The organism is Pararhodobacter zhoushanensis, assembly GCF_003990445.1.
GTDB classification, from domain to species: domain Bacteria; phylum Pseudomonadota; class Alphaproteobacteria; order Rhodobacterales; family Rhodobacteraceae; genus Pararhodobacter; species Pararhodobacter zhoushanensis.
The window spans coordinates 151323-170018 of sequence record NZ_REEZ01000001.1 but is presented as its reverse complement, the minus strand read 5'-3'; the positions used below and the strand labels follow the sequence as shown (position 1 = coordinate 170018).

The following is an 18696-nucleotide window of genomic DNA, read 5'->3' as shown; positions in this document are numbered from 1 at the left end:
GACGAGGCCTTCGGAACGAAACAGCGCCGACACACTTGAGAACCGCAGGTCACGGTCCAAGTTCTTCAAGCCACTTTGGCACATAATGAAAAAGGCCCCGCGAGGGACCTGCTTTCGGCTTTGCAATGTGCAAGTGGCGGAAGCGGTGGGATTCGAACCCACGGTACGGTTCCCCGTACGCTAGTTTTCAAGACTAGAGCCTTAAACCACTCGGCCACACTTCCGTTCTACGCCTCTTAGCCGGGCAGCGCGCGGTCTGCAAGATCACCCTGTCGCAATGCGCGGGCGGCCCGAAGCGGTGACGCGCAGGCGGATTTCGACAAGCAGGGGCTGGCCTTCGATCTCGGCCCCGATGTCTTCGCGGGTGGTTTGCACGCGGGGATCGGGGACGCCGGCGGCTTGGGCGCGGGCGCGCGATTGGGCGGTCAGATCCCCTGTCAGTGCCTCGACGGCGGCCTCGACGGTGGTGTAGCGGGCAGGGCCGTCCGACAGATGGGCAAGGAACGCGCCGGGTCCGGGCACGGTCACCTGACCCTCGGCGTGCATCGAGACCTGACCGACCACAGCGCCCAACGCATTGGCGACACCGGCGAATTCCGGCACGACCATGTCGCAGCCCAGTCGCTCACCGACTGCGCCGTAATAGCATCCGGCCGAAGCGCCCAAGCCAATCACCGGGACACCCAGCCGCGCCTCGAGCCGGACAAGGCTGGGTGCGCGGCTCAGCGCGGCCTCAGTCAGCGGGTGGCGGGCGAGGGTTTCTGGCGGCAGGGGCCAGTCGCGGGGATCTTCGGCGAAAGCGGCTTCCAGCAGGCACTCGACCGTCTGCCGGGTCAGCTGATCGACGATCTGTTGTGCCATCGCCGCCGCATCCGCCGCCAGCCGTTCGCCGTTGCCGGTGCGTCGCCGGGCCAGCAGGGTCAGCGCCTTATGCGCCGCAGCACCGTCCCAGCCGCTTTGTCGTCCCAGCACATGCGCGGCGTCTGACGGGGTTGGCCCGGCCAGCATCACATGCCCGGCCTGTACCAGCCGCATCAGCGCCGGGCCCTCAAGGCGGGTGCGGATCAGCGCAGACACCCGCTGCGGACCGTCAAGCAGCCGTTCGGCCACCGCGGCATCGCGGACAGACAGGCCGGCGGGCAGGGTGGTGAACAGGGGGAGCGCCAGCCGCCATGTTTCCTCGGGCGACGGATCGCGGCCCAACGCTTCATCCAGCATCCGGTGCACCAGATCCGGGTGTTGCGCGGCGGCCAGCGACATGGGCATCACGCGGCGGGGGCCGAGGGTCAGACCGCCCTCCAACCCCTCGCGGATCTGCACGGCGCTGTCGCCGCCCAGCCCGGTGGTGCGCATCGCCACGGCTTCGACCATCGTGCGCCAGCCGCCGACACGCGCGCCCTGCGGGTCAATGGACGGCTTGCCGTCGCGCAGCAGGCACACATCGGTGGTGGTGCCGCCGATGTCCGACACCAGCGCATCCTTCAGCCCGGTCAGCCAGGCCGCCCCGGCAATCGACGCGGCCGGGCCGCTGAGAATCGTCTCGATGGGCCGCTCGCGCACCAGCGCGGCTGAGACCAGCGCGCCGTCACCGCGCACCACCATCAGCGGCGCGGTGATGCCCAGCCGAGCCAGATGCCCCTCGCAACTGGCAATCAGCCGGTCGATCATCGCTACCAGCCGCGCGTTCAACAGCGCGGTCAGCGCGCGTTTGGGGCCGTTCAACCCGGCACTGAGCTCGTGCGAGCAGGTCACCGGCAGGCCGGTCAGGGCGCGGATCAAGGTGCGGGCGGCGATCTCATGCGCGGGGTTGCGGGTGGCGAACTGGGCGGCGACGGCGATGGCGCTGATGCCTTTGGGCAGCGCGGAGAGTGCCTGTTCCAGCGCGGCCAGATCCAGCGGCGCGGCTTCGCCGCCGGCATGGGAATGGCCACCGGCCAGCGCAATGAGGGGATCTTCGCCCAAAGCCTCGGTCAGCCCGGCGCGGGCACGGTCGCCGCCATCGAAACCGATCAGCACCAGCGCGGCCCTTGCGCCTTGCCCCTCGACCAGCGCATTGGTGGCCAGCGTGGTGGACAGCGCCACCATCGCCACATCGGCGGGGGTAAGATCCGTCGCCTGCGCCAGCACCGCGTCAATCGCGCCGCCGATGCCCTGCGCCAGATCCGGGCGCGAGGTCAGCGCCTTGGCATGCGCGCGGATCGCCTGCGCCGTGTCGTCCAGAAGGACGGCATCGGTATAGGTTCCGCCCGTATCGACCCCAAGCAAGATTGCCATGCGTGCCTCCGCTGCCCTGAAACCCGCTTAGGGCCGGACGCAGACAAAGAAAAGGGGGCGCGTATCAGCCCGCGACCGCCAGTGTCAGTGCCCGCGTCAGGGTTTCGCGGCGGAAGGGCTTGGCGACGTGCCCGGTAAAGCCCGCAGCCAGATATTCGTCGATCTGGTGCTGCATCGCATTGGCGGTCACGGCCAGCGCCGGAACCGGCACGATCCCGGCCTCGGCCTCGCGCATGCGGATCGCCGCCAGCGCACCGGTGCCGTCCAGACCGGGCATCGAGATGTCGAGCAGGATCACATCAAAGGCGCCCGGCAGGAACTTGTCGCAGGCATCCTGACCGTCTTCGGCCAGCGTGACGCTGATGCCCATAGCCCCCAGCATGGATTCCAGAATGCGGCGGTTGGTGTGGTTGTCATCGGCGACAAGCATGCGCATCCCGGTAAAGTCGATGCCGGGTTGCTGACTGGCACCACCCCCCATGGCGACACCGCCGACATGCAGAACGGCGCCCGCCTTGTCATCGTCGGACAGCCGCGGGGCAGGGACCGTCATCACCAGATGCGTGCCTTGTCCCGCCACACTGTCCAGCGTGATCGAGCCGCCCATCAGCACCGCCAGCTTGCGCGTGATCGACAGGCCCAGCCCGGTGCCGCCATAGCGCCGCGCGGTCGAAGTTTCGGCCTGCTCGAATTCCTCGAACACTTTGGCCGTCTGCTCGGGCGACATGCCGATGCCGGTGTCGCGCACTTCGAAGCGCAGCGAGTCCTTCGCGACCGGATCAGGCCGGACACTGACGTCAATGCTGCCGGATTCGGTGAATTTCAGCGCGTTGCCGACCAGATTGTTGAGCACTTGCAACAGTCGATTGGCATCGCCCATGCGCGGTGCCTGGCAGTCGGGGTCGACATGGATGCGCAGCGCCAGCCCCCCGGCTTCGGCCCGGGGCAGGAACAGCGCGCGGACCCGGCCCAGCAGCTCGGTTGGGCTGAAGGGTTGATGCTCGATCATCATCTTGCCCGCTTCGATCTTCGCCAGATCGAGGATGTCGTTGAGGATCGCCAGCAGCCCCTCGCCGGAATCGCGAATGGTGTTGATCATGTCACGCTGATAGGGCGCGACCTCGGTTTCGCCCAGAAGCTCGGCCATGCCCAGCACGCCGGTCAGCGGGGTGCGCAACTCGTGGCTCATGTTGGCCAGGAAGCGTGATTTGGCGTGGCTCGCAGCCTCGGCCTTTTCGGTGGCGGCGATCAGCGCGCTGACATTGGTGCCGACACCGCGATAGCCCGCATACTGGCCCGCAGCGTTGAAGAAGGGCGCGCCGCTGATGCGCAGCCAGATCGGATCGGCGTTGCGGCCGGGGCGCAGGCGAAACAGGAAATCGGTCAGCTTCTCGCGGGCCATGACGTTGCGCGCCAGCCGCTCCCAATCGCCCAAGGCACTGTCGGAATCGGGCGTGACCCCCAGCTCTTCCAGCCCGCGATTGAGAATGCGGTCGACGGGAATGCCCGTCGTGCGCTCGAACCCGGCGGTCAGGTGGGTGATCTTGCGACCCGGCGCGACCTCCCAGAACCATTCATCGCTGGCCTCGGCAATATCGGAATAGCGCTGCTCGGATTCGCGCCGCGCTTCGAGCGCCTCTTCCAGCCGCAGTTTGGCATCGGCCAGCGCAGCCTCGCGCATCTTGCGCTCGGTGATGTCGATATGGATGCCGGTTTCTTCGGCGGGCACACCCGGCGATGTCCAGCGTTGCACCCGTATGTGCGACATTACCCAGACCCAGCGCCCGTCGCGGTGACGAATGCGGAATTCGTGGCCGACATTGGCGGTGTCCGCCCCGTAGATGCTGGAGACGCCACTGCGCAACTGCGGCAGGTCGTCGGGATGGACCAGTGCATCGAACTTGTCGCGCGTCCAGGGCACCAATTCGTCCAGATGATAGCCGATCATCGCGGCGTATTGCTCGTCGATGACGACGCGACCGGTTTCGCAATCAAGCTGCCATGTCGCAACCGAGGACGATTCCAGAATTGCCCGCAGCCGCTCTTCGGCGTGGCGGCGGCCGGTCATGTCGAAGCCCAAACCGCTGATGCGCAACGGATTACCTTCGTGGTCGCGCGCGCTGATCCGTCCACGGACCAGCACATGCACCCAATGGCCGTTGGCGTGGCGCAGGCGAACCTCCAGCTCGACCGCGTCGCGGGTCCCGTTGATCACCGCGCGCAGGTGTTCGCGCATCATGTCGTTGTCGTCGGGGTGGAATGGGGCAACCCAGTTCTCACGGGTCAGCACATGGTCGAACGGGCCGCTCCATCCCAGCATCGAGCGCCAGTGCTCGTTGATGGTGGTCTCGCTCCGCAGCAGATCCAGATCCCAGGTGCCGACACCGGCGCCGACAATGATGTCGTTCATCCGCTGCTCGGCTTCCTTCATCGCCGTGACATCGACCCGCAGACTGACGCGCCCGCCTTCGGGCGTCTGGCGTTCGAACACACGGACATAGCGTCCGTCTTTGAGCAGCAACTCCATGCGGTTATAGGGCAAGCGGTGCTTTTCCATCCGCTCGGCCAGCCACGCGTCTTCGTTCCCGACCGCATCGGGGAACTCGCCATGATACAGGCCGGCCCGGATCACGTCTTCAAAACGCACACCGGGTTTGAGCATGGCGGCGGTGCGCGGCGTCGATTGGCGATACCGCTCGTTGCACAGCACCAGCCGGTCGTCAGCATCGTAATAGGAGAATCCGTCCTGCAGCGATTCAATCGCAGCGTGCAGCCGGTCATGAGATTGCCGCCCCTGCGCGATGGTGCGTTCGAGATCGGCCTCATGGCGCTTGAGCGCGGTGATGTCGTTCTCGATGATCAGAAAGCCCTGTGGCATCCCCGCGCGATCCTGCATCGGCTGGACGGTGACATCCACCCAATAGGGTGCGCCCTTGCGGTCGTGGCGCAGCAAATCGGTGGTGTAGGTGACACGCGCCCGCATCGCATCGCGGATGCGGTCCATGGTCGCCTCGTCCGCCAGAGGATCAAGGAAGGTCGACACCGAACCGCCGCGCAACTCCTCCAGTGCCCACCCCGAACGCTTCTCCATCGCCGGATTGGCCCAGATGACGTTGAGATCCTCGTCCAGCACCATGACAAGATTGGTCATGCTGCGCGAGATTTCGATCAGCATCGCGTTCTCGGCTTCACGCTGATGATCTTCGGTGACGTCGCGGATGCGGAAGACGTAACCGTACTGGCCGCTGCCCTTGGTCCGGTGCGAAATAATCGTGTCATACCAGCGCGTCTTGTCGGCATGGTCGATCGAATAGCGGGGCACCGCTGCGGTCCCCTCGACCCGCGCCCGCGCCATCCCATCGCGCTGCAATTTGGCGACGGCGGCAGGAACACTGTCCTCCAGTGCCTGCCCCAGTGTCGATGAGGGCGAAATCTCCAGAAGCTCGGGAGAGCCGCAGTGAAAATCGATGCAGGTGCCGTCGGCATCCATCTCGAGCACCAGTTCCGGCGTCGCCGCGAGGGTCGCGCGCAGCCGCTCCAGCGTCGAGGCCTGCTCGCTGCGCGAGGCCTGAAGCTCGCACTCCGTCCGCCGCCGACCCAAAGCGGCCAGGATGCCATCGGCCAGCGACTGGATCAGCCACAAGTCGCGCGTCGAGCCACAGCTGGGCTGGTGGATATAGTCGAGCGCAATCAGCCCGCTCAACGTAGCGTCTTGCAGCATCGGAATGACCACCGACGAGCGAATGCCACGCGCCTCAAGCGCCGTGCGCAACGGCCCTGTCGGCAGAGAGCCAACGTCCTGCAAGGCCATGGCTTCGCCCGCCGCAAAGGCGTCAGGGTCACGCACCAGGCATTCCAGCGGCACGACAGCGCCGTCCTGCAGCGGGCCGTGACTGGCGCACCAGCCGGTGCCTTGGGGCTGGTACAACACGCCGCAATCGGCACGCGCCATCACGCAAAGGCGCTGCAAGATCTGGGTGATTGTTGCATCAAGGTCGCCCGGACTGCTACGCAAAAGCTGCCCCAGAGCGTCAATGACCAGCTCTTGGGCAGTGTCAGCGGAGCGGTGAGAAGGGCTCGATTGCCGAGAGCCATCGTCCATCGGGTACTTTTCCAAAGGCGAACACGTTAAACGAGCATAGCAGGGTCTCAGGCAGCTTACATCTTGAATTTGCCTGTTTCTGTGACTCTTGCGTAAAGGCGTCACAACGGCCACGCTGGGGCGGCAAGTTTGAGGTCCGCATGACAGCCATCCCGCCGCTCCACGCAGCACCGCCGGCACCGGCCGACGCCGAGGCCCGCCGCGCCATTGCGCCGGTGATCTGCTATCCGACGCAGGCTTTATCGCAACCGCCGCTGGCGCTGTACGCGCAGGCGCGCGCGCAGGCCCGCCCGGTTTCGCAGTGCCTTGTACCCGCCCGCGACGCGGCGGCGTTCCGGGTTCCAGCCGGCGGGTTCTTTCGCATCACCTGCACCGGCGAGCCCCAGGTGGGCGATCTGAACCTGTTCAACGCCACCAACCCGCTTGAGCGTTTCTACTCAGGCAAAACCCGCGCTCTGCAGGGTACCCACCTGAAGGTCGGCGACAGGATGTGGTCCGGCTTTCCCTTCCTGCGCCCGATGGCAACACTCGTCGAGGATACGCTGGGCTGGTACGGCGTCGATGCGTTCGGTGGCAGGGTGCATGACGTGATCGGCACCCGCTGCGATCCCTATACCCATTGGCAGCTGTCGGGGGGTGATCAGTATCACCATTGCTGCCATTCAAACCTGACCCGGGCACTGGCCGCCGAGGGACTCCAGGACGCCGAAGCGCTGGTGCATGATGTGCTTAACGTCTTCATGTGCACGGGGTTTACGCCCGATACGGGACAGTATTTCATGAAAGCCAGCCCGGTGCGCCCCGGCGATTATCTGGAGTTCTTCGCCGAGATCGATCTGCTGGGGGTGCTTTCGGCCTGTCCGGGCGGTGATTGCGGGGCCGAGCATTCCTCGGACACCGCCGCGTGCCATCCGCTGTTGGTCGACGTCTTCGCGACGCCGCCGCAGGCGCTGGCCGACTGGACGCCGCCGGAGCCAAATGGCTACGACCGCAGCCACGGAACATAGGCGGGGTTTCGCCCTCGGCCCCTGTCGGCTGTCGCCGCCGCGCCCTCACGCGACCGGGCAGGGGGGCCTTGCCCCCCTCTTGGCCTGACGGCCAATTCACCCCCCAGGATATTTAAAGACAGATGATAAGACTTCGGTAACCCTGCTTCATTTTCTGTCTGAAAATATCCACGGGGGGATTTTGAAGGGGGGCGCGTGCGCCCCCCTTCAAGCGGGTTTGGGCGGCAGCCCATGCGGCGCGAAGGGGCTCGATGCCCCCGAGCGCCGCAGTTGCAGGCTCACCGAATGTCGCGAAAGCAGCGGAAGCCGAGGTGATAATTCGCATGGCTCGAGCGCGACAGCACCCGCGTGCCATGCCAGAACGGGGCGCGCCAGCGGGCCCAGTGCTCATGCGCGCGAACCTGATCCCAGATGAACCACGACCCCTTCATCTCGGTCACGCCCAGCGTGGTCGACCCGCGCGAGGCCATCTGATCCTCGGCCAGCGGCAGGTTCATGTGTTCGGCGGCGTTGCCATCGATGTCATAGACCCCCAGCGGCGAGTGGCATTGTGGAAAGCTGCCCGCCGGATAGGTGTTCGACCCGCAGCCCGAGAACGAGCCCCCATTGCAGCCCGGCGTCTTGGAGCTTCCCGTCGCGCAGACGCCCGAGCGCCATTGGCCGATCGAGAAGACGTTCGACTGGTTGGCGTAATGCCGGTTGTGCCAGGCGCGCATCGCCTGCTGGCTGCCCAGCTGGAACTGGTAGTCCGGCGGCAGAAGCTGGCCGGCGGCAGCGCCTTCCCATTCATGCGCATCGCCAATGCGCGCGCCTTCGGCGGCGCACAAGGCAACCACCTGATCGGCGCGCACCCATGTCACGGGATAGGCCAGCGGCACGTTGGGATATTCAAACATGAAGGCGCAGACGCGGGCGTCTTCGGGCGTCTCTGTCTCGGGGTTGTAGAGCGGCACCTCATAGGGGTGGCCGCAGATCCGCTCAAACCGGGCGTTGCGATACGCGCGGCGCACCGAGTCCACGGTGCCACCCTGCCGCTGCGCGGCCTGCTCGGGCGTCATCGGGTGGCGGGTCACGGCCGGGTTGCCCTGACCCATGATGTTGGACTGCGCGAAGATCGCGCGGATGCGGTCCAACGTCGCGCCGGACAGCCCGCGCCACTGCTGCATCTCGGCGAACATCGTTTCGTTATTCTGCGCCAGACTTTGCGCAGAGGCCATCACGGGCGTCAGGGCAAGACCCAGAGCCAGTGCCAGTTTGACCAGCGGTTTCATAGCGTTGTCCCTCTCAGCGGCGGAGCAGGTAGAAGAAGTCGCGGTTGTCTGAAAACTCGATGAAGCGGCCCATCGGCGTGCCATCGCGGTGGCGCGAGTCGCTTTCGGCCATGCGGCGGTCCAGATGCACGATCGAGAAGTCCTCGGACCCCGGTTCGCGCGGGTAGATCGCCGAATAGGTCAGGTCGAGCGAGTTCATGTCGAGCAGCATCGCCATGTCGCAGTGATAGGCCTGAAACACCCGGGTCATGGCCGAGGGGGTCGCCGACATGAACACCGCATAGATCAGGAACTGCCGGTCATCGACCGTGCGCATGCACACGCCCGAGCGCAGGGTGCGCAGTTGCGCCTCGGCGCTGCCCGACCAGTTGCCGCCCATCCAGCTACGGACCTGACTGCCCGGAACGCCCACGCCGTCAGCGTTGCGCTCGACCAGCGGCGTGCCGTTCTGGCGGGCAAAGCGGATATGGGGCAGCATGAAATCCAGCTGCTCGGACCAGATGTCCATATGCACCGTGCCGTCCTGCAGCACATAGAGCGTCGCCAGACCCGGCTGAAGGCGCGACAGCACCACGCCATTCACCACGAAACCATAATGGTGGCCGTGGTTGGTATAGGCGTAATCCGTCAGCCGCCACGCGCCGTGGTCGCGTTTGAAGCCCCCGGCGAAGATCCCGGCCAGTCGGTCCATGAACACCGGGTTCATCATGCCGGTCATCTGCAGCGGCTCGACCGTGCCAAAGCCATCCGGCCCGGGCAGGTTATAGTCGCGGCCTGCGCCGGAAGGGCGGGGCGACCAGTCGACCTCGGGGTGCGAGGTGCCGATCTCGTAGCGCAGATCGAAGCGCGACATGTCGAAGGCCCACATATGCACGTCCGAGCGGTTCTCGACCCCGTCCATCCCGTTCGCCCCCGGTACCGCCAGCACGTCCTGGCTGACCATGCCGGGCTGCACGACGCTGGCGTAGATGCCCGGCGCGTTCTGCACGGCGTACCAGGCCCCCGCCTCCATCTGCGTGCTTTCGGCACCGACCAGATCGACCCGCAGGTTCGAGCGCATCACCGGATGCGAGCGCAAGTCGGCCTGACCCAGCGCGTTGACCACCGAGCCGGCTTCGGCCGCATCCATGGTCTGCGCGGTGGTGAGATAGGCGTCCTCATACAGCGTGTCCTTGATCACGTTGATCAGGCTCTCGCCAAAAGGTACGTAATCGCGCAGGAATTCGGTCACAGCCTCACGCGTCGTGCGGCTGCCCGAGCCGCGGTTGCGCAAGAACATCCGCTGTTCGCAGATCGGCGAATAGGGAAGACCGCTGTCGCGTGCGGTTTGCAGATCCCCCTCCCAGGGAGCGCAGGTCACAGTGCCCGCTTCGCTTTCGATCACCAGCGCGCGCCCGTCCGTGGCCAGCGAGACCGTGAACAGCTCGGGCGCGGCGTTCTCCAGATGCCACGAGCGCGCATTGCGGCCCTCGCCGGTTTCCAGCACGAACCACGCGTTCACATAGGGGTTCAGCGAGGTCAGGCGTAGCGGCGTGCCATCGGCGGCAATGCCGGTCAGTTCGGCGCGGAAGGGTTGAAATTCGACAACGGTGCGACGGTAATCTTCGCGGAAATCGGCAAATTGCGCGGCGCGGGTTGCGGCGGGTGCATACCAGGGGGCCATCGTGTCGGCCGCAGCAGGCAGAATCGTGGCCCCCAAGCCCAGCGCCGCAACGGTTGCAGCAGCGCCCAGGCGGGCCAGGAAGTCTGTCGTGATCAATGTATTGCTCCTGAAAATCGGGTTTCCCCGCACAGGGCAGGGCATATTTTTGCCACGTTGCAACAATCCGCCGATTCAGGCAACAGGGCCGCCCCAACTGTGATGCAGTCTCAACACATGGTGATCGCAGGGGACTTGACGGCAAGAAGCAGCCGAGGCGTTTCAAGGGTTTGCATACAAAGGTATGCCGATTGATTTTCCCGCGCGCTCTGGCTAAGAGGGCGCAAACCCATGCAGGAGAGTGCCGCCATGACCGCCACCCGCACCGAGACCGACAGCTTCGGTCCGCTGGAAGTTCCCGCCGACAAATACTGGGGCGCGCAGACCCAGCGCTCGATCCTGAACTTTCCGATCGGCTGGGAGCGTCAGCCGGTTCCGATCATCCGCGCTTTGGGCGTGGTGAAAAAGGCCTGCGCGATGGCCAACAAGGAACTGGGCACGATGGACGCCCGCATCGCCGACACGATCATCGAGGCCGCTGGCGAAGTGATCGACGGCAAGTTCGACGACAACTTCCCGTTGGTCGTCTGGCAGACCGGCTCGGGCACCCAGTCGAACATGAACGCCAACGAGGTCATCTCGAACCGCGCGATCGAGATGCTGGGCGGCGAGATGGGCTCGAAAAAGCCCGTCCACCCGAATGACCATTGCAACATGGGGCAGTCCTCGAACGACACCTTCCCGACCGCGATGCATGTCGCCATCGCCATGCAGGCGCGCGATGTGCTGCTGCCGGGGCTGCACAAACTGCACGACGCGCTGGCTGCCAAGTCCGAAGAGTTCAAGGATATCATCAAGATCGGCCGCACCCACACGCAGGATGCGACCCCTCTGACGCTGGGTCAGGAATTCGGTGGCTATACCCATCAGGTCAAGAAGGGCATCGAGCGGGTCGAAGCCTGCCTTGGTGACATCTATGAGCTGGCGCAGGGCGGCACGGCGGTCGGCACCGGGCTGAACACGCAAAAGGGCTGGGCCGAGATGGTCGCCCGGAATATGGCGCAGATCACGGATCTGCCCTTCGTCACCGCCCCCAACAAGTTCGAGGCGCTGGCCGCCCATGACGCGATGGTCATGTTCTCGGGCGCGCTGAAAACCGTTGCCGCCTCGCTGTTCAAGATCGCCAACGACATGCGCCTTCTGGGCTCGGGCCCGCGCTCGGGTCTGGGCGAATTGATCCTGCCGGAGAACGAGCCCGGCTCATCGATCATGCCGGGCAAGGTGAACCCGACGCAGGCCGAGGCGCTGACCATGGTCTGCGCGCATGTGATGGGCAATGACGCGGCGGTCGGTTTTGCCGGCAGCCAAGGCCATTTCGAGCTGAACGTCTATAACCCGATGATGAGCTACAACGTGCTGCAATCCATGCAGTTGCTGGGCGACTCGGCGTCGGCCTTCACCGACAATATGGTGGTGGGCACGCAGGCCAATATCGCGCGCATCGACAAGCTGATGAAGGAATCGCTGATGCTGGTGACGGCACTGGCGCCGACCATCGGCTATGACAACGCCACCAAAGTCGCCAAGACCGCGCACAAGAACGGCACCACGCTGAAAGAGGAAGCCATCGCTCTGGGCTTCGTCGATGCCGAAACCTTCGACCGGATCGTCCGGCCCGAGGATATGATCGGCCCCAAGGGCTGATCTGACGCGAATGACAGCGAAGGGCGGTCCATGGGGCCGCCCTTTTTGCGTCGCCGGGAACCCGGGGGCCTGTCCCGGCGTTTGACATTCACCGGGGCTGCGGCAACATGACCCCCGCAGTGTGGAGAGACCGATCATGCAGTGGCGCGGCAAGAGAACCAGCAGCAACATCGAAGACCGTCGCCGCTCAGGCGGTGGACGCCGTTCGGGCGGGTTGCCGGGCATCCGTATCGGCGGCGGCGGTGGTCGACGCGGCGGTGGGCTGGGCATTGGTGCCACGATCATCGTCCTGCTGATCGGCGCTTATTTCGGTGTGGACGTGTCGGGCCTGGTCGGTGGTTCGGGAAGCGGTCCGGTCGCCAGCGCGCCGCAACAAAGCGGCCCCAACACCATTGACGACGATCAGGAGGCCTTTGTCGCCACCATTCTGGCCGAGACCGAACAGGTATGGACCGGGATCTTCCAGAGCTCGGGCCAGCGCTATACGCCGACGACGCTGGTGCTGTATCAAGGCGGCACGACCTCGGCCTGCGGCATGGCGCAATCGGCGATGGGGCCATTCTATTGCCCCGGTGACCGCAAGGTGTATCTGGACACCGATTTCTTCCGCGTCATGGAGCAGCAGCTGAACGCGGGCGGCGAATTCGCCAATGCCTATGTCATCGCCCATGAGGTCGCGCATCACGTCCAAAACCTGACCGGCATACTGGGTCAGGTCAACGCCCAGCGCGAACGCGCCAGCGAGCGCGAGTCGAACGCGCTGTCGGTGCGCATCGAATTGCAGGCCGACTGCTACGCTGGGGTCTGGGCGCATAACGCCGCCGACCGACTGGCGGTGACCGAGGCTGACATACGGCAGGCGCTGGCCACAGCCGCGCGCATCGGCGACGACGCGCTGCAACGGGCAGCGGGCGGGCGCGTGGTGCCTGACAGCTTCACGCATGGCACCTCCGAGCAGCGCCAGAACTGGTTCTTTGCCGGCTACCGCGCGGGCGACCCGGCGCAATGTGACACCTTCCGCGCGGCGAGCCTTTAATGGCCAAGGTGATCAACCTGCGCACCCGCCGCAAACAGGCCGCGCGCGACGAGGGCAGGGCGCAGGGTGCGGTCTCGGCGGCCAAGCACGGGGTGAGCAAGGCGCAGGCCTCACTTGAGGCGGCGCGGACTGAGAAGGCGCGGCGCGAACTGGACGGGCATCAGCGCGAGCAGGAGTAGCGGCGTTCCGGTGGTGGACGGGCAAGGGGGCCTTCAGCCCCCTCTTCGGCTAACGCCGAATTCACCCCCGAGGATATTTTCAGAGCAAAGAGGGGCGTTAAGGGTTTGTTAACCACGCCGTCCTTGGGGTCAGTCGATGTCGATCAGCGCGCCACCTACACGCGCGGTGTTCTCGCAGGCTTCATGCGCCTTCCAACCCTCGGCCATCGGCACGTGCATTGCGACCGGGTGCTGCAGCGCTCCCGCGGCCAACCAGCGGGTGATGTCGGCGAGCGCGGCGGACCGCGCGACTGGCGGCAGCACATAGACCAGGATCATCCGCAGTGTCTGGCTTGCGAACATCATCGGATAAAACGGCAAGGCGGGTTCCGGCACCGCCATCGAGCCATAGGTGGCAACCGTGCCATTCTCGCGCAGAACCTGTCGGGTAATGGGCAGGTTGCCGCCAAACTCGACCTCGACGATCCGGTCCACGCCACCGCCACTGGCCGCAAGGATCTGCGCGGCGGCGTCCGGGTCGCGGTAGTTGATCACCGCATCCGCCCCCATCGCCCGCGCGTGCCCGGCCTTTGCCGCCGAGCAGGTCGCGATGACCCGCCCGGCTCCACCGAGCCGCGCCATCTGTACGGCATAGGCTCCAACCGCGCCCGCACCGCCGGTCACCAGCACGTCCTGCCCGGTGATCGGTCCATCGGCAAACAGCGCGCGGTGCGCTGTCATGCCGGGGATGCCCATCATTGCCCCGGCGGCGTCTGCCGCGGTGTCGGGCAAGGGGACGGCCTGCGCGGCGGGCAGGGCGACATACTGGGCAGCGGTGCCGAAAGGGCGGCGAAAGGCGGCGTTCCACAGCCAGACGCGCTGGCCGATCCGCGCAGCATCGACCCCGTCGCCCACAGCCTCGACAACGCCGGCGCCATCCGAATGCGGGATGATCAGCGCAAAAGGCGCCGGTCCGCGCGTACCCGCGCGGGTCTTGGCGTCCGACGGGTTGGCCGAGGACACGCGGACCCGCACCAGCACCTCACCGGGGCCCGGCGCGGGCCGGGGCAGGGTGCGCAGGGTCAACACCTCCTGCGCGGGGCCGGTTCGGTCATAGGCAAGCGCGGTCATTTCGGTCATCGGGGGGCCTTTCATCGGTCCTGGCGCAGCGCGGGCGCGGCGCGGTGGTTGGTGCAGTCGGTCACGGCACTCAGATCGCGCCCCGGGATCAGGCGGGTCAGCAGCGCGCGCCCCGCGGCCCCGCGCGGATCAGTGCCCGGACGGACCAGCAGCGGATCTGTGCCGTCAAACGCCATCTGCAGCGGCAGATAGCCAGCACCGCCAACCTGCGGGCCCTGGACCCCGGCGCAGAGATCCAGCCAGACCAGTGGCGCGGTTGCCTGCTCCAGCGCCGTCTGGGCCGAGATGAAATTGCCGGTCGAATAGACCACCGGAACGACGCCCACCGGCCCGTCGAGCATTTCCCACGGCTGCGGCACATGCGGATGCGTGCCGATCACCGCCATCGCCCCGGCCTGTACCAGCGCGCGGGCAAGACTGCGCTGCTGAGCGTCCGGCTGCAATGTGTACTCTTGCCCCCAATGCGGGAACACCATCACCCCGGCACCGCGCGCGACCTCTGCCCGCACCGTGGCCAGCAACCCGGCCCGGTCGTCGTAACAGCGCGGCACCTGACCGCGCGGATCGGGAAGGCCGTTGGTGGAAAAGCTGCACCCGATCAGTGCGACCACGCCCACCGGCGTGCGCAACCGCAGCGGTTGCCAGCGCGCCTCGCCGCCGCGAACCGACCCGACATGCGCCATGCCACCCGCATCCAGTGCATCCAGCGTCGCCTCCAGTCCCGCCGGACCCCGGTCCAGCGCGTGGTTGTTCGCCGTCGTCACGATGTCGATCCCGGCCTCACGCAACGCCGTAATCAGGATGGGGTGATAGTTGAACACCGGATACTCGGTATAAACCTCGTCATCAAACACCGGCCCCGGATCAGCCACGCGCCGTCCGCCGCGCGCGAAACCAGCGGCGACCGGCCCCTCCAGATTGGCGATCGCCAGATCGGCTCCCTGCAACAGTGGCACCGCCGCGGTCCAAAGCGTATCGAATCCGCGCGCATACCCGCGCCAGGCCAAAGCCTGATGCACCAACACATCGCCGATAATCGCCAGACTGACATGCGCACGGCCCGAACAGGTATTCACCGCAGGCAGCGTGCGCGGCGCACAGACCTGCGCGCCAACGGGCGAGGCAAGGCACAAAAAGAGGGCGAGAACACGCATCCCCGAACTGGACCATCTCGCCCCAAATCCGTCAACCGCGTCCATCATCTGTCCCTAAATATCCACGGGGGTTTCCAAAGGGGGAGCGTGCTCCCCCTTTGGCGAGGGGGCCCGGGGGGCGAGAAGCCCCCCGTTTCTCCGCAAACAGTGGGACGAGCAGCCCCGCGCTAAACCCGGTGCAGATAAAGCTCGTACTCCAGCTCGGGGATTGCCCGCGCAACCCGCGTATATTCCGCCGCCTTCACGGCGGTGAAGGTCCGGTGCATCTCGTCCCCCAGCGCGTCCTTCAGGAACGCCGATCCCTTCGCCGCCTCGATGGCGCTGCGCCAGTCGCGCGGGATGCCGCCCGCGTGGTGGTCATAGCCGTTGCCGGTCGTCTCGGCCCCCGGCTCAATCCGCTGCTCGATCCCCCGCCGGATCCCCGCCAGCACCGTCGCCGCAACCAGATAGGGGTTCGCGTCCACCCCGGCAGGCCGATGCTCGATACGCCTTGCCTTGCCATCGCCTGCCGGAATGCGCAGCGCGACGGATCGGTTGTTGACCCCCCAGGTCGGCGCGACGGGCGCATAGGACTGGTTGGCGAACCGACGCCACGAGTTGGCATGCGGGGCAAAGATCAGCATCGACTCGCCCATGGTTTGCAACAGCCCGCCGATCGCGTGGCGGATCGTGTCCGTCCAGCCCGCGCCGGGGGCCTCGGTGAACACGTTGCGCCCGGTTTCGTCGCGCAGCGACACATGCAGATGCATGCCCGATCCCGCATAATCCTCCATCGGCTTGGCCATGAAACAGGCCACCACCCCATGGCTGCGCGCCTGCGCACGCACGATGCGTTTCAGGCGCACCAGATCATCCGCAGCACTCAGCGGATCGTCGCGGTAGTGCAGGGTCAGCTCGTATTGCCCCGGCGCGTATTCCGAGATCAGCGTCTCGGCCACGATCCCGGCCAGCGCCGCCCCGGCATAGATGTCATCAAACAAGGGCTGCATGCCGATCAACTGATCGACCGAATACACTTCGGTCCGCGTCGAGCGCCGCCCGTCCACCACATCACGCGCAGGCTGCACGCGGCCCTGACCGTCGCGCTCGGGCGCAAGCAGGAAGAACTCCAGCTCGAACGCCGCCGACGCCTGCAAGCCCATCGCCGCCAGAGCCTCGACCTGCCGCTTGAGCGCATGGCGGGGGTCCGACAGCATCGGCGTGCCGTCCAGATGATACTGGCCCAGAAACAGCTCTCCCCGCGCCGGGTCTGTGCCGTGCTGCGCTTTCAGCGTCCCGGGCACCGGCCAGGCGCGCAGATCGCCGTCGCCAGCTTCCCAGATCAGGCCGGTTTCCTCGACGTCCTCGCCGACAATATCCAGCCCCAGAATCGAAATCGGCAAATGCCGTCCGCCCTCATAGATCGCCATCAACTCATGCCGACGAATGATCTTGCCGCGTGCAATGCCATTGGAATCGTGGAGCAGGATATCGAAGGCCTGCACTTCGGGGTGAGCATCGAGAAAGGCTTGCGCCTCGGCAGGGGTGGCGCCCGAGGGGCAGGTCTGGGTCATGTGGTCAACTCGCTGAGGATTTCGTCAAAACCGGCAATCAGCCGGTCGATCTGCCGCTGTTTGGTGACCGGCGAGACCAGCATCATATTGTGAAACGGCGCGATCAGGCAGCCGCGGTTAAGCAGACCCAGATGCAGCGCCGCCTCCAGCTGCGGCGCATGGGCGGCAGCGGCGTCCGAGCCATTGCGCAGCGGGCCCGGCGCACAGATGAACTCAACCCGCGCGCCGACCCGCGCCACATGCCAGGGCAGGGCGTGGTGCGCGATGACACCACTCAGCCCGCGCGCCAGACGCCCTGCACCGGCCTCCATCGCCGCATAGGCCTCGGGCGTCATCACCTCGGCCAGGGTCGCCTCCAGCGCGGCGAATTGCAGCGGGTTGCCCGACAGGGTCGTGCCCATGCCCGAATGGCCCGACGGGCGCGCGGCATCATAGGCGGTGAAGGCCTCGGCCACGGCCTCGGTCATGCCCCAGACCGCCGTCGCCACACCGCCCGCCACGCATTTGCCGACGACGAACAGGTCAGGCACCAGCCCGTGTACGCGACTATAGCCGCCAAGGCCCGAGGATTGCGTGTGTGTTTCGTCGATGATCAGCAGCGTGCCGTAACGCTGGGTGAGCGACCTGAGCCCGCGGTGAAATCCGGGCGCGGGCAACACCATGCAGGAGTTGGTCATCACGGGCTCTGTCAGAACCGCCGCCACCTCGCCACTGGCAAGGGCCGCCTCAACGGCGTCAAGATCGTTGAACTCGACGCACACCGCCTCGGCCGAGATGTCGAACACCTGACCGACCAGACCGGGCCGCGCCACCGTTCGGCCACCCTCAAGCGCCACCATCGTGTCCTGCAACGTGCCGTGATAGCAGCCGTTGAAAACCAACACCTTGCGCCGCCCGGTCACCGCCCGCGCCACGCGCAAGGCGTTGCGGTTGGCATCCGTCGCCGTGGTGGCGATCTGCCAGACCAATGGGCCAAAACGCTCGCACAACAACCGCCCGGCGCGCAAGGCGGCCTTGGAGGGAAGCATATACGTCAAGCCCCGGCGCGCCTGCCGCCGGATAGCCCGCGCGACCGGGGCAGGCGCGTGCCCGAACATCGATCCGGTATCGCCCAGACAGAAATCGTCGATCTCGAACCCGTCCGCATCGGTGAGCCGCGCCTTTTCGGCCCGCTTGACGACCAACGGAAAAGGCGAGGGCCAGTCCCGCATCCAGTGCATCGGCACGCCCCCAAGCCATGCCTGCGCCCCCTGATCCAGCAAGCGCCGGGTCTTTGGCCGCACACGCGCAAATCGCGCGCTCTCGCGGTCCCTGAACGCATCGAGACGCTCCGGGCATACGCCATGGACTGGCATCTGGGGATCTGGGAACATAATGCACTCCGGCTCGGAAAATTTGATCATATTACGGCGCGCGAAACTTGCAATGGTCTCCTTGCTCCAGATGTGCGGCGCGGTTGAGACCGGGTCAGGGGGGCTAGCCCCCCTCTGCGCGCAAGCGCGCATTCACCCCCCCAGGATATTTCCAGCATAAAGTTGGGAGTTAAGCTTTCGTTAACCGCCAACTTTATGCGCCAAATATCCTCCGGGGGATCCAAG

At 66.1% G+C, this 18696-nt stretch carries 12 protein-coding genes and 1 tRNA gene; 4 read left to right on the top strand and 9 right to left on the bottom strand.

The genetic code is table 11. From position 1 onward, the window contains the following. Positions 1-134: 134 nt before the first annotated feature. The 3 genes from EAE28_RS00780 to EAE28_RS00770 all read right to left on the bottom strand — a co-directional run bounded on the left by EAE28_RS00780 (position 135) and on the right by EAE28_RS00770 (position 6376). Positions 135-224: transfer RNA gene (locus EAE28_RS00780), tRNA-Ser, on the bottom strand. A gap of 40 nt (positions 225-264) precedes the next feature. Continuing rightward, complete coding sequence (locus tag EAE28_RS00775) at positions 265-2274, bottom strand: hydantoinase/oxoprolinase family protein (RefSeq protein ID WP_127103915.1); 2010 nt, start codon at positions 2272-2274, stop codon at positions 265-267. A gap of 64 nt (positions 2275-2338) precedes the next feature. Beyond that, positions 2339-6376, bottom strand: coding sequence for a PAS domain S-box protein (locus tag EAE28_RS00770; protein ID WP_127103914.1), 4038 nt, complete (start codon positions 6374-6376; stop codon positions 2339-2341). Positions 6377-6516: 140 nt separating this feature from the next. On the opposite strand from EAE28_RS00770, the gene EAE28_RS00765 reads away from it, so the two are divergent. After that, positions 6517-7383 (top strand): urea carboxylase-associated family protein, encoded by an 867-nt coding sequence (locus EAE28_RS00765; protein ID WP_127103913.1) that lies wholly within the window; start codon positions 6517-6519, stop codon positions 7381-7383. Positions 7384-7661: 278 nt separating this feature from the next. Here the strand turns inward: EAE28_RS00765 and EAE28_RS00760 are convergent, their stop codons facing one another. Both EAE28_RS00760 and EAE28_RS00755 read right to left on the bottom strand, forming a co-directional pair. Then, positions 7662-8654, bottom strand: coding sequence for an SUMF1/EgtB/PvdO family nonheme iron enzyme (locus EAE28_RS00760; RefSeq protein WP_127103912.1), 993 nt, complete (start codon positions 8652-8654; stop codon positions 7662-7664). Between the two features lie 13 nt (positions 8655-8667). Then, positions 8668-10413 (bottom strand): hypothetical protein, encoded by a 1746-nt coding sequence (locus EAE28_RS00755; protein WP_127103911.1) that lies wholly within the window; start codon positions 10411-10413, stop codon positions 8668-8670. Between the two features lie 249 nt (positions 10414-10662). Here EAE28_RS00755 and fumC point away from each other — a divergent pair, with 249 nt between their 5' ends. The 3 genes from fumC to EAE28_RS00740 all read left to right on the top strand — a co-directional run bounded on the left by fumC (position 10663) and on the right by EAE28_RS00740 (position 13272). Continuing rightward, positions 10663-12057 carry a class II fumarate hydratase gene (gene fumC, locus EAE28_RS00750; RefSeq protein ID WP_127103910.1) on the top strand — a complete coding sequence of 465 codons (1395 nt, stop codon included), beginning with the start codon at positions 10663-10665 and terminating at the stop codon, positions 12055-12057. 136 nt (positions 12058-12193) lie between these two features. Next, positions 12194-13093 (top strand): KPN_02809 family neutral zinc metallopeptidase, encoded by a 900-nt coding sequence (gene ypfJ, locus EAE28_RS00745; protein WP_127103909.1) that lies wholly within the window; start codon positions 12194-12196, stop codon positions 13091-13093. Next, positions 13093-13272: a DUF4169 family protein gene (locus EAE28_RS00740; RefSeq protein WP_127103908.1), complete on the top strand. Its 180-nt coding sequence runs from the start codon at positions 13093-13095 to the stop codon at positions 13270-13272. The genes ypfJ and EAE28_RS00740 overlap by 1 nt, the downstream gene beginning before the upstream one ends. A gap of 129 nt (positions 13273-13401) precedes the next feature. Here EAE28_RS00740 and EAE28_RS00735 read toward each other — a convergent pair whose 3' ends face one another. The 4 genes from EAE28_RS00735 to EAE28_RS00720 all read right to left on the bottom strand — a co-directional run bounded on the left by EAE28_RS00735 (position 13402) and on the right by EAE28_RS00720 (position 18453). Further along, positions 13402-14391 (bottom strand): NADPH:quinone reductase, encoded by a 990-nt coding sequence (locus EAE28_RS00735; RefSeq protein ID WP_342773048.1) that lies wholly within the window; start codon positions 14389-14391, stop codon positions 13402-13404. 11 nt (positions 14392-14402) lie between these two features. Next, the gene (locus EAE28_RS00730; RefSeq protein ID WP_164736506.1) at positions 14403-15545 is read right to left on the bottom strand and encodes a CapA family protein; all 1143 of its coding nucleotides are present in this window, start codon (positions 15543-15545) and stop codon (positions 14403-14405) included. A 167-nt stretch (positions 15546-15712) separates the two neighbouring features. Then, a complete protein-coding gene (locus EAE28_RS00725) occupies positions 15713-17098 on the bottom strand; it encodes a glutamine synthetase family protein (RefSeq protein ID WP_127103906.1) in 1386 nt (461 codons plus the stop codon). Next, a complete protein-coding gene (locus tag EAE28_RS00720) occupies positions 17095-18453 on the bottom strand; it encodes an aspartate aminotransferase family protein (protein ID WP_127104630.1) in 1359 nt (452 codons plus the stop codon). The genes EAE28_RS00725 and EAE28_RS00720 overlap by 4 nt, the downstream gene beginning before the upstream one ends. Between the last annotated feature and the right edge of the window lie 243 nt (positions 18454-18696).